Raw genomic sequence first — 16,170 nt, 5'->3', positions numbered from 1 at the left:
AGAACCGGTTTCTCTACCCCGTCTCATCAATATGAAAAAATATGTCATTCTGTTACTGACAACATTCTACGGCGCTTCTATGTTTAAAAAACCGCCAGCCACGGCGGTGTGGCGATCTCTCTGATCGGCGCGACGCCCTCCGCAAAAAAAACGGTACCGTCCGACGACGCTGAGGCGAATCAGCTTCATATATTGATATCCGGATGCCCGCGCAAGCGAAAGGGCACTGTGTTAGCGGAGGTGGAGAATGCGTACAGCGCCAGACAGCGCCAGCCGTGCTATCAGAGACTATTTCAGCAGCCCGAACTGGCGGACGCCGCCTGAAGCCGACCTGCTGGCGGTCATTCTGCGTGAACTCATGGAAGCGGGAGAACCCGCGACCAACAATGCCATTATCGCGCGTGTTATTGATAAGCTAAAAGTAGAGGGTGACGAGATGCAGCTGCAACGTTACGGCACCCTGCTGACGCAGCTGATCGGGACGCAGCCAAAGGGATAATACCTTCCGCTACTGTACCCAGCGCAACCTGTCCGCTTCGCTGACGCTGGCCCGCCCGCTGCTGCGCTGAAACAGGCACAGCTCCCGTCCGCGCCGGTTCTGCATGTGACGCTGCGGGTAGCGGCCTTCCAGCAGCAAGGCGCTGTAGCCGATGGTGTCGTCATACTCAATAGCCTCGCCCAGTACCTGCACTTTGCTCAGGTGGCTGGCGTTGATGCATGCCTGCACCATAGTGTCATGACGCTTTTTCCAGGCCTCTGCACTGGATGCCTGCGCCAGTGTGCTGCTGAGTAACAGTATGGGCAACAGTGCCACGATGCGTTTCATTTTTTCTGCTCCTGTTCCGGCCCGAAGGCGCTAAAAAAATTCCCGCCGGGGCGGGAATAAACAAGACGAGCACGATTTATGATGTGACGAGGAGGTCTCTCAAACGCGCTGCTATCCTCCCCTGCTGTGATGACAGCCCGATGACAGCGCTGCCGTCAGCCACAATAAACCGAGCTGATAGTGCCATTTTTGTCGGCCAGGAAATTAAGCCGGCTGAGGTTGAAGTCCATAGTAACAGCCGCGTTATACGGAATAGGACGTACCTGCTGCTCAAAGTGCTGACCCTGCAATGCCGTTAAGGGTTTGCCTACATAGTTCTGAAACTGAGACGCGCCACAGCGGTCCGTTTCGGGATCCTGGGCCACGCGCGCCGTGTCAGGCTGAGACGCGGACTGACAGGCGGTAAGTGCAAACAGGCCAGCTACCAGCAGCCCTTTTCCATAAAATTTCACGTTCATTCTCCTGTTGGACGGGTAAAACTGTCCCCTAAGCGTAGCAAAACGTGCCTGCCGGCCTGAAGCCCGGAAAGGTAAAGTTATGACATCGCGTATGAAACCTTATGGCCAGCAGCACAATTTTTTAAGATTAATCGCACGTCGCGCCAAATAAAATGCAGGTGAAAGAGCCAGACTATTTAAGAATAGTCTTAGCCATGAGGAGGTCATGATGGAACTGGTTATTTTTATTGTCTGCGCAATGCTGATGACTGCCGTCGCGGTCAAAGTCCGTTAAACGGTTTCAGCCTGATGCTGCGCCGTTCTTTCCAGAAGCGTACTGAATGCCGCCAGCGGCATTGGCCGACCGAGGAAGTAGCCTTGCCCCTCTTCACACGAGAGCTGTTTTAGCTGATTCAGCTGCGCTTCTGTCTCAATGCCCTCAGCGGTGATCGTCAGGGCAAACGCGCGTGCCAGCGCAATAATCCCTGCCACCACCGACTGCGCCTGTTGCGACTCCGGGAAGTCTTTCATCCAGGAGCGGTCAATTTTGAGGCCGTTAAACGGAAACGTTTTCAGGTAGCCCAGCGCCGCATAGCCCGTTCCAAAATCATCGACCGTCAGTCTCACCCCCAGTGAGCGTAATCCCTGCATCACTTCCAGCGCATGCTGCGGATGCTCAAAGGTGACGTTCTCGGTGATCTCCAGCTCCAGTCGGGTCGCTGGCAGACCACTTTTGGCCAGCGCATTTGCGACCCGCTGAACCAGGTCGCTGGTGCGGAACTCCATGGGTGAAATATTGACGGAAACGTAGCGATCGCAGCCCCATTCCAGCGCGTCTTCACAGGCGCGCATCAGCACCCAGTCGCTGATGCTGGCAATCAGTCCACTCTCTTCCGCCAGCGGAATAAAGTGGTCAGGCGTGATCCACTCGTCGGGAGCAATCTGCCAGCGAATCAGCGCTTCGGCACCGGCCAGCTGTCCGGTAAGCAGCTGGTAGCGGGGCTGATAGTGCAGTCTGAACTCATTGTTTTTAATCGCCTTTTCAATCCGGCGCGCCATCTCTCGTTTATCTTCCCGCTGGCTGGCCATCTCACTGGCATACCAGACCCACTGATTACGCCCTGCTTCACGCGCCTCGTTCAGTGCGATATCAGCCATGCGTAGCAGGACTTCAGCATGGGAAGCATCCTGCGGAACACGGGCGATCCCCATACTGATAGTGAGATAGTGAACATGCTGACCTGAGCTGATCGGCTGCTGAATCTCATGCACCAGATTTTCGCACCGCTGATCAACCCGCTCGCGGGTCGTTTCACGCAGCACCAGCACAAACTCATCGCCACTCAACCGCGCGACCAGTTCCTGCGGACCGATACAGCGCCTGAGACGCTGCGCGACCTGACTCAGCACGTCGTCTCCCGTGGCATGGCCCCAGGTTTCGTTGATTGGCCTGAACTGATCGAGATCGAGCGTGATCAACGTCAGCGGTACGAGACCCTCGGGCTGCTCCAGGTGCAGTGCCAGAAACTCCTGCAGCTGGGTGCGATTAGACAGGCCGGTTAAGGCATCGTGACGCGACAGAAACTGAATGCGCGCCTCCGCTTCCATACCCTGAGTAATGTCCGATACCGTGCCGCGAAAGCCGATGCGTTGCGCGTCATGCCAGATGGTTTTCGCCACCATCTGGCCAATGCGTCGTTGACCCTGTGCAGACATAAACTGGCAGCGCAGCGGCATCGTCTGCCCGTCCTGCTCCTGACGTCGCAGCCAGGCGACCAGCGAATGGCTCGGATGTGTCAGCAGCTGATCGATGTGACGCCCCAGCCAGTGTGAGATGTCGTGCCCGGTTACGGTGTGGAAGCGTGCCGAGAGATAGATCAGGCGGCCCTCTTCATCCGTCTCCCAGATCCAGTCTGATGCGGCTTCCGCGAGGTCGCGAAAGCGCGCTTCGCTGTTGGCCAGCTCCTGCTGACTGATCGCCAGCAGCGCAAAGCGTCGGTCAGAGAGAATGGCGTTGGAGAGGGCGTGACGGCTGACGCGCCGGGTAATAATGCCGATAATGAGCACCATCAGTGCCAGCAGCGGCAGCAGAAAACAAATCAGGCCAAGGCCTGGCATTTTTGACGTCCAGCGCAGCACAATCGACTCGCCGTCTGGCTGTGCCAGCACCATACGGGGTTCACGCATCGCATCCTCTTCACTGATCGGCAGACGCAGATCGCGTACATCCAGCATCTTTCCCAGCGCCTGAAGTTTTTCCGGCGTGAACAAATTCACAAAGACCATTACGGATGGCGGTCCCGCCATTGGCGGCATATTGACCAGCTTGCCACTGCTGATAGGGGCGGCGACCACGATGGCGGGTATATGATTGATCATCACATCCCGCGTTATCGCCTTATTGTTGAGCTGGCGACTGGCCGCAATCAGCGACGGCGCCTCTTTACCCAGCCAGGCCTCCAGCGGCGTCTCTGTCAGCATGCCATCGATAATTGTATAAGTAGTGCGACCCTGACCGTCGACCACAAACGCGCCTTCGTAGTGATATTCCTCGTAAAGGCCGGGACCAAAGTTCTCTTCATCATACGCCCAGACTTTGTCGACCCTGACATGAAGATTGCGCCAGGCTTCGCCCCAGAACGCATAGTCCCGGATGTCGGTGATCATCGCCTCCTGCCGGTTTTTCCACGCCTGCTGCATCAGCAAACGATCATGATCCACCGAGACACTGTTCTGCCGCTGCGCAATTATCAGCACCATCAGCATTGAGAGCACCAGCACGCCAAACAGCAGCAGCGAAAGCGTACGCAGGCTGCGCCGCGTAAAGCGGACAGTACGATCTTCGGCGGCATGGCTGAATGGCGCTGACGGCGGCGCCGGAGGATTAAAAGTCATCAAAAGTGCTCACTACACAATCAGGGTTCAGAACGGGCGGCTGGCAGGACAACAGGGCTGCTGCTGCAATAAGTTCTCTCAGTTATCGGCTGGTCAGGTCGGGTGTTTAGTCCCCGGTCGAAATTTAGCGCTTTAAGATTGTTACGGGCTGACTCGACAGCGATCGGGGGCATTGCTACTATGCGCTAACCTTCGCTGGCTGAGTCGCCTATGAACACCAATTCCGACAGAGTGACCCTGACGCTGTTCTACGTCGGCAGCTTTGTGGTCTATTACCTGGTTACCATGCTGATCACGCTATTTCCTAATTACAGCGTGCTGCGTAATGACGGCCTGCTGGTGCCGGTGCTCTGCCTGTTTGAATTTGCTGTTATCTATCCGCTCTACCGCTTCTACTGCCAGCGCCGTACCGATTTGCCGCTGGGTGAACTCTGCACGCTGCAAACGTTGCTGTTTACGGGCGCGCTGTTGGTTTTGATGGCAGCCCAGATGCAGTTTATGCAGCCGGAAGGGTGGCTGGTAATGCAGGCTCAGCAGGGACGTAATTCACTGCTGATTCTGCTGCTGACCGCCGTACTGCTCGCACCGGTATTTGAAGAGGTCCTGTTCCGTGGTTTCCTGTTGCAGGGCTTTTTGCTGTGGGCTCCCCGCAGCCGCTTTGCCTGTATGCTACTGACCTCGCTGCTGTTTGCAGTTATGCATACTCAGTATGTGCACTGGCAGACGCTGCTTGCCCTGACCCTGTTTTCGCTGCTGCTTTGCTACGCCCGGCTGCGGAGTAACAGCCTGGCACTGCCTATCTTCCTGCATACGCTGAACAACCTGATCGCGCTGCTGCCAGCCTGGTATTTTGCTGGTTAACCTCCTGACGTCTTTGCTTCTGACGCACATGAATCCCGCCGCTGTTACTCCGCCTGGCGGGTGACCGCCCACACTGTTCATGCTGACCGGTCACGTTTGTCTATACTGGATGTTAAAAAAAGATAAAAAGCGCCACAGTCCGGACCACCAGACCGTGTTAAGGAGAGGAACGATGTTAATAGGATTTGTGTTGTTGGTGAGCGCGTGCGGTTACGATGCCTGTGAGGCGTTGCCTGTCTCGGAGCGTATCTATCCGACCAAAATCGACTGCGAAACGATGGCGAACCGTATTCATAAAGTCAGACCAAATGTGGTCCTGCTCTGTGGTGAGGTTCATCGCTGATTCAGGACCAGCATCAATAAAGCGGGCAGCAACATTGCAAGCTGACGCTTTAGCGTACAAAATATAAGCTGTTGTGAACCACTACCGTTGTGAATCCCATGAAAACATCACGCCCCCGTCGTCCTGGTGGACGCTGGGTTTATTATCTTTTATATGATGGCATTCTGTGGCCCTGCCCCGTCCGATGGGAGTGGGAGAGCAGCTATGGCGGCTGGTTACCCTTTTACTACACGCCAACCTTTGAGTTTGTGGTGGGCGACCCGCGCAAAGCATACCGGATTGCACGCAGTGATGTGCGCACCAGACGACGTGAAGATGCCTGGGTATGAACCTGATATCCCCCTGGCAGCCAGAGAGTAAGCAGAAAACAGACGGCCTCCGTCACCATCAGTAACAAACCCAGCACATAACGGCCAGCGTTCTTCATCGCCTCAGGCCCGGACCAGGGTTGCCCCGCACAGCCACAGCGACGCACTGCAGAAATCCGGCCGACGCTCCTTTTCACGCCTTTCAGTCATCTGATTTTCCCCCCTGTAGTTGCCTCTCTGCCAGAACGCAAAAATGCGCCCGAAGGCGCATCTTTTCCGGTCCCCGACAGGACCGTGGGTGCTGTCTATAATGCCCGGTTCACCCTGTGGCGACCCGAAGCATCCCTCAGTTGTTGAGGGTATAATCCAGCGTAATTTCAGCGTTCAGCAGCTGAGACACCGGGCAGCCCGCTTTGGCTTTATTGATGATCTCATCGAAAGTGGACTCATCGATGCCTGGCAGAGAGACGGTGCTGGTCAGCGCCACTTTGGTGATGGCAAAGCCGTCGCCTTTCTTGTCCAGTGACACGTCAGCCGTGGTATCGATGCTCTGCGGCGTATGGCCTTCGTTACCCAGCATCAGTGACAGGGCCATTGAGAAGCAGGCCGCATGGGCTGCACCAATCAGCTCTTCCGGGTTGGTGCCTTTGCCACCCTCGAAACGGGTGTTGAAACCATAGGGTTGCTGGCTTAACACACCGCTCTCGGTGCTGACCGTGCCTTTACCTTTGATGTCGCCTTCCCAGTGCGCCGAGCCTTTCTTATGAATGGTCATGTCATTCCTCCTGTTGGTTAAGAAACTAAGTATAGACAATACATTCGCTTTCGCAGGCTCAGCTCACGGCGCGCGGTCGGGAGGGCGCGAGCTGTGGGCTGAGTAACGCCTCCGCCTGCACCAGCGAGTCGCGGGTGATGTCGCCGATCGATTTTGCGCCGGTAAGCGTCATGGCGACGCGCATCTCTTTCTCAATCAGATTCAGCAGATTTTCCACCCCACGCTGGCCGTGAGTCGCCAGCGCATAGATAAAGGCCCGTCCCAGCAGCACGCTGTCTGCACCCAGCGCGATCATCCGCACCACATCGAGCCCGTTGCGGATACCGCTGTCTGCCAGAATGGTGATGTCACCTTTTACCGCGTCGGCAATCGCCGGTAGCGCTCGCGCCGAGGAGAGCACCCCGTCCAGCTGACGTCCGCCATGATTCGAAACCACAATGCCATCAGCACCGAACCGTACCGCATCCCGTGCATCTTCCGGGTCGAGAATGCCCTTGATCACCATCGGCCCTTCCCAGAACTCGCGAATCCACTCCAGATCGCGCCACGAGATAGAGGGATCAAAATTGTTTGCCAGCCAGCCGATATAGTCTTCCAGCCCGGTCGGCTTGCCCAGATAAGTGGAGATGTTCCCCAGATCGTGAGGACGCCCCTGCAGCCCGACATCCAGCGCCCATTGCGGATGTGTCACCGCCTGCCAGTAGCGCCGCAGCGCCGCGTGCTGGCCGCTCATTCCGGAATGCGCGTCGCGGTAACGTGCGCCCGGCGTCGGCATATCGACGGTAAATACCAGCGTCGTGCAACCGGCGGCTTTGGCGCGCTCCAGCGCATTACGCATGAAACCGCGGTCACGCAGCACGTAAAGCTGAAACCACATTGGCCGCGAGATCTGTGGGGCCACCTCTTCGATTGGGCAGACCGAAACCGTCGACAGAGTAAAGGGAATGCCTTTGCGATCGGCTGCACGCGCTGCCTGCACCTCACCGCGGCGGGCATACATGCCGCACAGACCAACCGGTGCCAGCGCGACCGGCATTGACAGCGTTTCGTTGAAGAGTCGGGTTTCCAGACTCAGCGCCGACATGTTCTTCAGAATACGCTGGCGCAGCGCCACATCAGAAAGGTCCTCCACGTTGCGACGTAAAGTGTGCTCGGCGTAGGCGCCACCATCCAGATAGTGAAACAGGAACGGGGGCAGAATGCGTTGCGCGGCAGCGCGATAGTCACTGGCAGCGGAAATAATCATCAGTCAGATTCCTCTGGGTTTCGTGTATCGTTATCGGGCAGGCGGGTGATGCGCGCCTGGCGCGCTTCATCTTCATGCAGATTTTTCAGGGTGGCGTGGACAAATCCCAGATGCTGCATCGCCGCCTGGCGGGCCGCTTCAGCATCGCCCGCGAGGATCGCTTCAAGCAGTGCCTGATGCTGTTCCGTCAGGCGGGCAAAAATCGCAGGCTGGGTATACATGCGCTGACGGCTCTGCATCACCGACGACTGCAGCAGTTCAAAAAAGCCCCGCATGGTCTGCAGCAGCACTACGTTGTGCGACGCCTCGGCAATCGCCAGATGGAAACGGACATCCGCCTGGGCCGCGAGGTCAGGATCGTCACTCTCTTTCAGCTTCAGCGTGGCATCAAACGCGTACTGCAGCTTCTCTTTATCGGCGTCAGTAGCGCGCAGTGCCGCATGCCAGGCGGTGCTGGCTTCGATGGCGTGGCGCGCCTCCAGAATGTCATAGCGGTAGTCGGGATCGTCGTGCAGCAGCTGACGAATCGGCTCGACGATACGCTGTTCCGACCAGGGCGCCAGCTGCTGACGGATCCAGGTGCCGCCGCCGCGGCGGCTGACCAGCATTCCGCTGCTGATCAGCTGCTGTATCGCTTCCCGCAGCGAAGAGCGCGCCACCCCCAGCTCGGCAGAGAGCTGCCGCTCGGCGGGCAGGCGCATGCCCGGTTCAAGCTGATGTTCGGTAATGTAAGCGCGCAGGCGCTTTACCAGGGTGTCGGCTCCGGTCATGGGATCATCCAAGGGAAGACATAGGCCTGCAGCGTGGTAATGACCCCAACCATGCAGGTGAAAATCAGACTGTGTTTCACGGTGAAGCGGAACAGGTCCGACTCCTTACCCACCAGCCCGACCGCCGCACAGGCGATGGCGATGGACTGCGGCGAGATCATCTTCCCGGTCACGCCACCGGTGGTGTTGGCCGCCACCAGCAGCACATCGTGCACCCCGATCTGCTGCGCGGTGGTGGCCTGCAGCGCGGCGAACAGCGCATTTGATGAGGTGTCCGAGCCGGTCAGGAAGACGCCCAGCCAGCCCAGGAATGGCGAGAAGAAGGTAAAGGCGTGGCCGGTATGTGCCAGCGCCAGTGCCAGCGTGGCCGACAGGCCGGAGTAGTTAGAGATAAACGCAAAGGCCAGCACCATGCCAATGGAGTAGATAGGCAGCGCCAGCTCTTTCAGCGTCTCCCCGAAGGTCTGCAGGGCCGCCCTGGGCTTCATGCGCAGGAAGATCATCGCCATGACCGCCGCAATCAGGATGGCAGTGCCGGTGGCGGAAACCAGATCCAGTTTATAGATCGCCGGATAGGGGGTGGCGCTGCTGACGACGGGTGGCATCCGCGCGACCAGCTCATTCAGCATCGGCACCGGCACCGCCAGCACCCAGTCATAAAGCGCGCCACCTTTGGCAAACAGCGCCTTAAAGGGTGGAATGCTCCAGAGCGTGACGGTGGCGGTCAGAAACAGGAACGGCATCCAGGCGCGGATCACCTCTCCTGGCCGGTACTTCTTTACCGGCTGCAGGGCCGCATCCGGCTTCGCCCCGGCGTCTGCGAAGCGAAAAATGCGCACCGGCTTCCAGACCCGCAGGAACAGCGTCAACGAAATCAGCGAGGCGAGCGACGAGATAATGTCAGGCAGTTCCGGGCCGAGGAAGTTAGAGCTGAGGAACTGGGCGATAGCGAAGGAGCCGCCGGCGACCATCACCGCAGGCCAGGTCTCTTTCACGCCGCGCCAGCCATCCATAATTGCCATAATCCAGAACAGCACAATCAGGGTCAGCAGCGGCAGCTGCCGTCCGGCCATCTGGCCGATGGCAAAACTGTCCAGTCCGGTGACCTGTCCCGCCACAATAATCGGGATGCCCATCGCGCCAAAGGCGACCGGCGCGGTGTTCACAATCAGGCAGAGACCGGCGGCGTAAAGTGGATTAAAACCGAGCCCCACCAGCAGCGCGGCGGTAATCGCTACTGGCGCACCAAAGCCTGCGGCTCCTTCCAGAAAGGCACCAAACGAGAAGCCGACAATCAGCATCTGCAGACGCTGATCGGGGGTAATCGACAGGATAGAGGCGCGGATAATATCGAACTGGCCGGTTTTCACTGAGATCTTGTAGACGAAGACCGCCGCGATAATTATCCAGGCAATCGGCCACAGCCCATAGAGAAAGCCATACACGACGGCGGCCAGCGCCTGTGCCGCAGGCATCTGATAGAGAAACAACGCCACCAGCAGCGCCAGCACCACAGTCGTGGTGGCGGCCAGGTAGCCTTTCATTTTGAGTTTAATCAGCGCAAAGAAGAAAAAGAGAATCGGGATCAGCGCGATCAGGCTTGAGAGCCAGATATTACCCAGCGGATCGTAGTTTTGTTGCCAGATCTGCATGCCATTATCTCCAGAGGAAAAGAGGTCACGTGGAACGCAGCAGCAGACGCTGCGTGCCCTGGCTCCGGCAGATTGGTCAGACCAAACAGCATCTCCGGAACCTATGGCAACAGATAGTTAATGTAATGTTAAACCTTAGCAACAGAAGTCGCGTCTATTTTCTGGTTGTGTGAACCAGAGAAAAATATCGTCGTGATTGGTCCGACCAAAATCAGCGATTCACCTCCGGAAAGGCGGGCTGATAGCTGTGTGGATGGAATCGCAGATTCAGCGCAATCAGCAGCAGTGTCACCACCGCCTGCAGCAACCAGATGCTGGAGAAGGCGCCGGTGAGCGCATGAAGCTGTCCGGCAATAAAGGGCATGCTGCCCGCGATAATAAACCCGACACCCTGCATAAACGCCACCAGCCGCGCGCCCGCCTGCGGCTGTTCCAGATGATCCAGCGCCAGGACCAGGGCCAGCGGAAACGCGCCGCCCAATCCGAAACCTGCCACACCCGCCCAGAGCCAGGGCGCAAGCTGCGGTGCAAACAGAAAGCCCAGCATCCCACCGAATTGCATCGCCAGCGTGAGCAGCAGCAGCGGACGGCGATCGCGTCCGCGTACCAGCAGGGGCAGCAGCAACGCGCCGCTGACCTGACAGCCAATCATCATGCCGAGCAAAGATCCGCCCGCCTGGGCGCTCCAGCCGAGCTGATGGTAAAAATCGGGTAGCCAGGCCACGCAGATAGCATAGCCGCCATTGACCAGACCAAAGCTCAGCGCCAGCGTCCAGGCCCGGGTTTTTCGCCACAGTTTTGGCAACGTCGCGGCCTCTGTCCGGGTAACCGGCGCAGAAGGGATGAACAGCCAGAGCAGGATCGCCAGCATCACCGGCACCGCCCAGCTGCTCAGCGCACCCTGCCAGCCAAGCTGGCCATTCAGCCACGGAGAGATGGCCGCCCCTATGCCGCCGCCGCCCATGAGCGCAGCGGCCCAGAGTCCGGTGATACTGGCACTGCGACGGTCAAAACGCTGGCGAATCAATCCTGGCATCGCCATCTGTACGATGCCTATTCCTGCCCCACCCGGCACGGTGCTCAGTACCAGCCCGCGCCCGTCACCCACTAACCCACGACTGAACAGCGCCAGCAGCAGCAGTACTAACCCGCCCGATAGCAGTTTACGCACGCTGATGTGCTGCATCAGCGGCGCGCTGACCAGCGCCACCACGCCCATCATCATCATCGGCAGCGCAGGCAGCAGCGAGGCCGCCAGGGGTGACAGGCCGATGCTCTGCCGCAGCTGATCCAGCAGCGGACTGACCGAAGTCATCAGTGGTCGCATATTCAGGCCGGCCAGCACCAGCGCCGCCAGTAGTAAATTTTTCTCTCTGTTCATCTGAAGTCCACACCGTTTAACCTTGCCAGCCTGACAGCAGCCGCTACTATCTGGAAATGAAATATTACTCTGCCAGGTAGTGGAAAAATGAATCGTCAGCCTATGTTTACGCCACAGCAGCTGCTCAGCTTTGTAGCGGTGTGTGAAACTGCCAGTTTTACCCGCGCGGCCGATCGGGTCCATCTCTCTCAATCCACCGTCAGCCAGCAGGTGCGACGCCTGGAGGAGATGGTCGGTAAAGCACTGCTGGTGCGCTCCTCGCATCAGGTGCAACTGACCGAAGAGGGCGAGAAGCTGCTGGGCTATGCCCGCCGGATTATTGCCCTGAATGGTGAGGCACATGACGTGCTGAGTGACCAGTGGCGCGACGGTGTCCTGCGCCTGGGCGTGCCGGAGGATTTCGCCGCGCCGACCGCTGACCTGCTGGCGAACTTCAGCCGCGCTCATCCGCAGCTGCGACTGGATGTCATGAGCGGAATGAATGTGGAACTGCGCCGCGTCTGGCAGCGGGAAGAGCTGGACATCATGCTGATCAAGCAGCCCTACGGTGAGCGGCCGCTGGCGTCGCGTCCCGAGCCGCTGCTGTGGCTTGATAGCGCAGCCTGGCCCTGCTTTGAGCAGACGCCGGTGCCGCTGGTGCTGTTTCCGCAGCAGGGGCTCTACCGCGATGAGGTCTGTCAGACACTCGACGCCCTGGGACGCAGCTGGCGCATTGGCTACAGCAGTGCCAGTCTGGCTGCGCTGGCTGCGGCCAGTGCGCAGGGGCTGGGCCTGACCTTACTGCCCGCCAGCTGTCGTCTGCCGCAGCATCGGGTGCTGGGTAGTGAACAGGGACTGCCGGTTATCGACACTTTCGAACTCGCCCTCTTCTGCCGTCATCCCCAGGATCCGCTGCAGCGCGAGCTGGCAGAGTCGCTGGCGGCGTTCGGGCAGCTGCGCTGGCAGTGAAAGATCGAATAGCCGTCAGTGAAAAATAGCGCAGCAGAGTTAATCCGCTTTTGTCAGATTAAAACCTTATTCACTCTGCAGGAGCCTCTGATGCCAATGACCTCTTCACGCAGCCGCCGCGATTTTATTGGACAAAGCGTTCGCTGGACCGCCGCTGGCGGCGTGCTGGCAGCCGGTCTCGGCCAGGCCGCCACCGCCTCCTCGTCGCCCGCCACCAGGTCCGATCGACCTGCCGTTCTGCCCCGTCAGGACCACTATCTGCTGCGCAACGTGCGGCTGGAGGAGGGCTTTATCCGCGAGGATGATGAGATTGTGGCGACCCGGACCGGGCTTTACGACATCAGCGTGCACAATGGCAACATTGACCAGCTGACTGCCGCAGGCCAGGGCAATCGTTCGCTGCCCGCCTGGGATGCGCAGAATGCGCTGCTGCTGCCGGCAACCCGGGATATGCACATCCATCTGGATAAGACGTTCTATGGCGGTCCGTGGCAGGCGCCGCGTCCGCGTCAGGGCAAAACAATTATGGATATGATCGCACGCGAACAGGTGCTGATCCCGCAACTGCTGCCCCATTCTCAGGCGCGCGCCGAAGCCCTGATCGCCCTGCTGCACGCCAAAGGAACCACCCGCGCCCGCAGCCATTGCAACATCGACCCGGTCAGCGGCCTGCAGAGCCTGGAACATCTGCAGGCTGCCCTGGCGCGCCACCCCGATTTTCCCTGCGAGATTGTGGCGTTTCCACAGCACGGTCTGCTGCACTCTCAGGTCGACGGGCTGATGCGCGAGGCGATGCAGCATGGTGTCGGGTATGTCGGCGGGCTGGACCCGACTAACGTCGACGGCGCAATGGAGAAGTCGCTGGATGCGATGTTTCAGATTGCGCTCGACTACCAGCGCGGCGTCGACATCCATCTGCATGAAACCTCTGCGGCGGGCGTGGCGGCGATTCACTACATGATTGATACCGTCGCGAAAAATCCGCAGCTGAAAGGCAGAGTCACACTGAGCCACGGTTTTGCTCTGGCGACCCTGGAGGGCGCTGCGCTGGATAAGATGATTGAGGGGCTGGCGGAGCAGCAGTTTAGCGTCGCCTCAACGCTGCCCATCGGCAGACTCACGATGCCGATTCCGCAACTGCAGGCGGCCGGGGTGAAGGTGATGACCGGCACCGACAGCGTAATCGACCACTGGTCGCCTTTTGGTACCGGCAGCATGCTGGAAAAGGCGAATCTTTATGCCCAGCTCTATCGCGGATCGGATGAATTCTCGCTGTCGCGGGCGCTGGCCATCGCAACCGACGACGTGCTGCCGCTGTCGGCGCAGGGAGAAAGGCAGTGGCCCGTGCCGGGTGATGAGGCGAGCATGATGCTGGTCTCTGCCAGCTGTTCAGCCGAAGCCGTGGCGCGCATTTCGCCGGTCGTCGCGACCTTCTCGCGGGGTAAACCAGTCTTTGCGCTGACCCCGGCCTGAGACGCCGCAAACGGCCACTGCCCGTAACGTGAGGGGAGCCGCCACCTGTCTCACAGCGGCAATCCCGCCCTTTGCTCCGGCCCTGCTCCAACGGCTCCGCCACCTGCCCCACAGCGGCAATCTCACACCAGACTCCGGACCTGCCGCAACCCAGCACAACGTTTCCGCCGCCAGAAACAGCAGAGCCTCCCGACAGGAGGCTCTGCATTTACCTGAGCGCGACGCGGATTACGCGCTTTTGGCCCATTTATCTTTCGACATCAATTCCATTGCCAGCGCATATAAGCGACGATCTTCCTGATCACAGGGCTCATCTTCCGCGTAACAGCCGATCATGGAGGCGATCTTATCCGCAGATAAACTTTCTCCATGAACATGCAATGTCAGTACGGCGCGGCCTACTATTTTAAGCACATTCTCATGTGGTCCCTGGATGCTATTACTCAATGAAAATACCCTCTACCGGTCGTTGTACCAGGAATATGGCGCGCTAAATATAAAGCAATTAGCTCAGGAATTTTATCGGCACCAGCAGTGATATTTTTTAATGATTAATTCTATTACTGGAGGTCAGGTTGGGGATTTATCTGATTTACAATAAAATAAATATTCAAAAACGGCGACTTATAAAGCAATAAATGGCCTTAAATCAGATCGGATGTTAGTCTGCTCTCCTTCCCTCGCTGCAATTGATAAAAATAAACCACCTTTTTTCTGTAAAGTTCAGTCAATTCTTACTCCAGAAGCTGATGATAGTTTCACCACTCTTACCATCGACGTTCCCGTTGCCGTCAGGCGTGCTTTCTGCCAGACTTGCGGCGCAATAATGCCCGATACTTTCAGCCTCAGAGGCCGCGCCCGTGACCGCTTTTTCTACCCTCAATTCGCTTCCCGACAGCCAGCTCAATAACCTGCGCGAGATGGGCTATACCAGCATGACGCCCGTGCAGGCGGCTACGCTGCCTGCCATCCTGCAGGGACGCGACGTGCGCGCGCAGGCGAAAACCGGCAGCGGTAAAACGGCTGCCTTTGGTATTGGTCTGCTGCACCATATCGACAGTACCCGCTTTCATACTCAGGCACTGATTCTCTGTCCGACCCGTGAACTGGCAGATCAGGTGGGCAATGTGCTGCGCCAGCTGGCACGTTACATTGGCAACATCAAGATTCTGACCCTCTGTGGCGGACAGCCGATGAGCGCGCAGCGTGATTCGCTGGTCCATCCGCCGCATATTGTGGTCGGCACGCCAGGTCGCATCCTCGACCATCTTCATCGTGAAAACCTTAAGCTGGATCAGCTCAACACCCTGGTGCTGGATGAGGCGGATCGCATGCTTGAAATGGGTTTCCTGAATGACATGGAAACGATCATCAAAGCGACCCCTGACTCGCGCCAGACACTCCTCTTCTCTGCCACCTGGCCCGACGCGATATCAACTATCAGCACCCGTTTCCAGCGTGAGGCGCTGAGCGTGGTCACGGAAGATGTCAGCGAACTGCCTCACATCGACCAGCAATTTTTTGAAGCCAGCCACAATGAAAAGCTGGGGCTGCTCATCGCCCTGCTGGGCGACCAGCAACCCGCTTCCTGCGTTGTCTTCTGTAACACTAAACGTGAATGTGACGACGTTGCCGCCGCGCTTAATGCGCGCGATATCAGTGCCCTGCCACTGCATGGTGATCTGGAGCAGCGCGATCGCGAACGTGTCCTGATCCGCTTCGCTAACGGCAGCGGTCGCGTGCTGGTGGCGACCGATGTTGCCGCGCGCGGGCTCGACATCAAATCCCTGGCGATGGTCGTCAACTATCAGCTCGCCTGGGACCCGGAAGTTCACCTGCACCGCATTGGCCGTACGGCTCGCGCGGGCGAGCATGGCGTTGCGGTCAGCCTGGTCGCCGCTGACGAAATGGCACGCGCGCATGCGCTGGAAGATTTCCTGCAGCAGAAGCTGCCGTGGGTATCAGCCAGCACGCTGAAAAAGGGCAGCAACACGCCACTGCCTGCCGCAATGATGACGCTCTGTATTGATGGTGGCCGCAAAGCCAAGATTCGTCCGGGGGATATTCTGGGTGCGCTGACAGGTGAAGCCGGTTTTCGCGCTGAGCAGATAGGGAAAATCGTGCTGACGCCCACTCACGCCTATGTGGCGATTGAGGCAAACCAGGCCAAAGCGGCGCTGGTGAAGCTCAAACAGGGCAAAATCAAAGGCAAAACCTGCCGGGCGGTTCTGCTGAAGGATTAAGAAAAACGGGCG

The 16,170-nt window shown here is 58.4% G+C and carries 16 protein-coding genes; 7 read left to right on the top strand and 9 right to left on the bottom strand.

The annotated features are described in order from the left end of the window. Positions 1 to 247: 247 nt before the first annotated feature. Complete coding sequence (locus tag ACLHDD_RS01335; RefSeq protein WP_427102623.1) at positions 248 to 499, top strand: biofilm development regulator YmgB/AriR family protein; 252 nt, start codon at positions 248 to 250, stop codon at positions 497 to 499. A 9-nt stretch (positions 500 to 508) separates the two neighbouring features. Here ACLHDD_RS01335 and ACLHDD_RS01330 read toward each other — a convergent pair whose 3' ends face one another. From ACLHDD_RS01330 to ACLHDD_RS01320, 3 genes are all read right to left on the bottom strand, one after another. Beyond that, the gene (locus ACLHDD_RS01330) at positions 509 to 826 is read right to left on the bottom strand and encodes a hypothetical protein (protein WP_427102622.1); all 318 of its coding nucleotides are present in this window, start codon (positions 824 to 826) and stop codon (positions 509 to 511) included. 155 nt (positions 827 to 981) lie between these two features. Continuing rightward, positions 982 to 1,278 carry an I78 family peptidase inhibitor gene (locus ACLHDD_RS01325; protein ID WP_313654303.1) on the bottom strand — a complete coding sequence of 99 codons (297 nt, stop codon included), beginning with the start codon at positions 1,276 to 1,278 and terminating at the stop codon, positions 982 to 984. Positions 1,279 to 1,554: 276 nt separating this feature from the next. Beyond that, the gene (locus ACLHDD_RS01320) at positions 1,555 to 4,158 is read right to left on the bottom strand and encodes a bifunctional diguanylate cyclase/phosphodiesterase (RefSeq protein WP_427102621.1); all 2,604 of its coding nucleotides are present in this window, start codon (positions 4,156 to 4,158) and stop codon (positions 1,555 to 1,557) included. Between the two features lie 210 nt (positions 4,159 to 4,368). On the opposite strand from ACLHDD_RS01320, the gene ACLHDD_RS01315 reads away from it, so the two are divergent. The 3 genes from ACLHDD_RS01315 (at position 4,369) to ACLHDD_RS01305 (ending at position 5,691) form a co-directional block, all read left to right on the top strand. Then, on the top strand, positions 4,369 to 5,019 hold the full coding sequence (locus tag ACLHDD_RS01315; protein ID WP_313654298.1) for a CPBP family intramembrane glutamic endopeptidase: 651 nt from the start codon (positions 4,369 to 4,371) through the stop codon (positions 5,017 to 5,019). A 172-nt stretch (positions 5,020 to 5,191) separates the two neighbouring features. Beyond that, complete coding sequence (locus ACLHDD_RS01310) at positions 5,192 to 5,362, top strand: hypothetical protein (RefSeq protein WP_191938429.1); 171 nt, start codon at positions 5,192 to 5,194, stop codon at positions 5,360 to 5,362. Positions 5,363 to 5,460: 98 nt separating this feature from the next. Further along, on the top strand, positions 5,461 to 5,691 hold the full coding sequence (locus ACLHDD_RS01305; protein ID WP_128086331.1) for a hypothetical protein: 231 nt from the start codon (positions 5,461 to 5,463) through the stop codon (positions 5,689 to 5,691). A gap of 325 nt (positions 5,692 to 6,016) precedes the next feature. On the opposite strand, the gene ACLHDD_RS01300 is transcribed toward ACLHDD_RS01305, so the two are convergent. From ACLHDD_RS01300 to ACLHDD_RS01280, 5 genes are all read right to left on the bottom strand, one after another. Further along, positions 6,017 to 6,445: an OsmC family protein gene (locus ACLHDD_RS01300; RefSeq protein ID WP_313654295.1), complete on the bottom strand. Its 429-nt coding sequence runs from the start codon at positions 6,443 to 6,445 to the stop codon at positions 6,017 to 6,019. Positions 6,446 to 6,503: 58 nt separating this feature from the next. Continuing rightward, the gene (gene lldD, locus ACLHDD_RS01295) at positions 6,504 to 7,691 is read right to left on the bottom strand and encodes an FMN-dependent L-lactate dehydrogenase LldD (protein ID WP_427102620.1); all 1,188 of its coding nucleotides are present in this window, start codon (positions 7,689 to 7,691) and stop codon (positions 6,504 to 6,506) included. Continuing rightward, on the bottom strand, positions 7,691 to 8,461 hold the full coding sequence (gene lldR / locus ACLHDD_RS01290; RefSeq protein WP_427102619.1) for a transcriptional regulator LldR: 771 nt from the start codon (positions 8,459 to 8,461) through the stop codon (positions 7,691 to 7,693). Before lldR ends, lldD begins: the two co-directional genes overlap by 1 nt. Then, positions 8,458 to 10,113 (bottom strand): L-lactate permease, encoded by a 1,656-nt coding sequence (lldP, locus tag ACLHDD_RS01285; RefSeq protein WP_427102618.1) that lies wholly within the window; start codon positions 10,111 to 10,113, stop codon positions 8,458 to 8,460. Before lldP ends, lldR begins: the two co-directional genes overlap by 4 nt. A gap of 211 nt (positions 10,114 to 10,324) precedes the next feature. Beyond that, complete coding sequence (locus tag ACLHDD_RS01280) at positions 10,325 to 11,494, bottom strand: cyanate transporter (RefSeq protein WP_427102617.1); 1,170 nt, start codon at positions 11,492 to 11,494, stop codon at positions 10,325 to 10,327. Positions 11,495 to 11,581: 87 nt separating this feature from the next. On the opposite strand from ACLHDD_RS01280, the gene ACLHDD_RS01275 reads away from it, so the two are divergent. Together ACLHDD_RS01275 and ACLHDD_RS01270 are read left to right on the top strand one after the other, a co-directional pair. Next, entirely contained in the window at positions 11,582 to 12,442 is an 861-nt protein-coding gene (locus ACLHDD_RS01275) for a LysR family transcriptional regulator (protein WP_427102616.1), read from the top strand. A 90-nt stretch (positions 12,443 to 12,532) separates the two neighbouring features. After that, complete coding sequence (locus ACLHDD_RS01270; protein WP_427102615.1) at positions 12,533 to 13,915, top strand: amidohydrolase; 1,383 nt, start codon at positions 12,533 to 12,535, stop codon at positions 13,913 to 13,915. Between the two features lie 228 nt (positions 13,916 to 14,143). On the opposite strand, the gene ACLHDD_RS01265 is transcribed toward ACLHDD_RS01270, so the two are convergent. Further along, positions 14,144 to 14,362, bottom strand: a complete 219-nt coding sequence (locus tag ACLHDD_RS01265; RefSeq protein ID WP_111140909.1) for a hypothetical protein — start codon at positions 14,360 to 14,362, stop codon at positions 14,144 to 14,146. A 413-nt stretch (positions 14,363 to 14,775) separates the two neighbouring features. Between ACLHDD_RS01265 and dbpA the strand changes: the two genes are divergently transcribed. Beyond that, entirely contained in the window at positions 14,776 to 16,158 is a 1,383-nt protein-coding gene (dbpA, locus tag ACLHDD_RS01260) for an ATP-dependent RNA helicase DbpA (protein ID WP_427102614.1), read from the top strand. Positions 16,159 to 16,170 lie beyond the last annotated feature (12 nt).

It is taken from the genome of Pantoea sp. NSTU24 (assembly GCF_050157905.1).
Lineage (GTDB): Bacteria > Pseudomonadota > Gammaproteobacteria > Enterobacterales > Enterobacteriaceae > Pantoea.
The sequence above is the reverse complement of the archived record's forward strand: the minus strand, read 5'-3'. Positions and strand labels throughout refer to the sequence as shown.

Excerpts from the sequence above, each read along its gene's own strand:
- ACLHDD_RS01270 (WP_427102615.1), top strand. The coding sequence starts at position 12,533 with ATGCCAATGACCTCTTCACGCAGCCGCCGCGATTTTATTGGACAAAGC.
- lldP (WP_427102618.1), bottom strand. The coding sequence starts at position 10,113 with ATGCAGATCTGGCAACAAAACTACGATCCGCTGGGTAATATCTGGCTC.
- ACLHDD_RS01320 (WP_427102621.1), bottom strand. The coding sequence starts at position 4,158 with ATGACTTTTAATCCTCCGGCGCCGCCGTCAGCGCCATTCAGCCATGCC.
- lldD (WP_427102620.1), bottom strand. The coding sequence starts at position 7,691 with ATGATTATTTCCGCTGCCAGTGACTATCGCGCTGCCGCGCAACGCATT.
- lldR (WP_427102619.1), bottom strand. The coding sequence starts at position 8,461 with ATGACCGGAGCCGACACCCTGGTAAAGCGCCTGCGCGCTTACATTACC.
- ACLHDD_RS01335 (WP_427102623.1), top strand. The coding sequence starts at position 248 with ATGCGTACAGCGCCAGACAGCGCCAGCCGTGCTATCAGAGACTATTTC.
- ACLHDD_RS01305 (WP_128086331.1), top strand. The coding sequence starts at position 5,461 with ATGAAAACATCACGCCCCCGTCGTCCTGGTGGACGCTGGGTTTATTAT.
- ACLHDD_RS01280 (WP_427102617.1), bottom strand. The coding sequence starts at position 11,494 with ATGAACAGAGAGAAAAATTTACTACTGGCGGCGCTGGTGCTGGCCGGC.
- ACLHDD_RS01275 (WP_427102616.1), top strand. The coding sequence starts at position 11,582 with ATGAATCGTCAGCCTATGTTTACGCCACAGCAGCTGCTCAGCTTTGTA.
- ACLHDD_RS01330 (WP_427102622.1), bottom strand. The coding sequence starts at position 826 with ATGAAACGCATCGTGGCACTGTTGCCCATACTGTTACTCAGCAGCACA.
- ACLHDD_RS01300 (WP_313654295.1), bottom strand. The coding sequence starts at position 6,445 with ATGACCATTCATAAGAAAGGCTCGGCGCACTGGGAAGGCGACATCAAA.
- ACLHDD_RS01315 (WP_313654298.1), top strand. The coding sequence starts at position 4,369 with ATGAACACCAATTCCGACAGAGTGACCCTGACGCTGTTCTACGTCGGC.
- ACLHDD_RS01310 (WP_191938429.1), top strand. The coding sequence starts at position 5,192 with ATGTTAATAGGATTTGTGTTGTTGGTGAGCGCGTGCGGTTACGATGCC.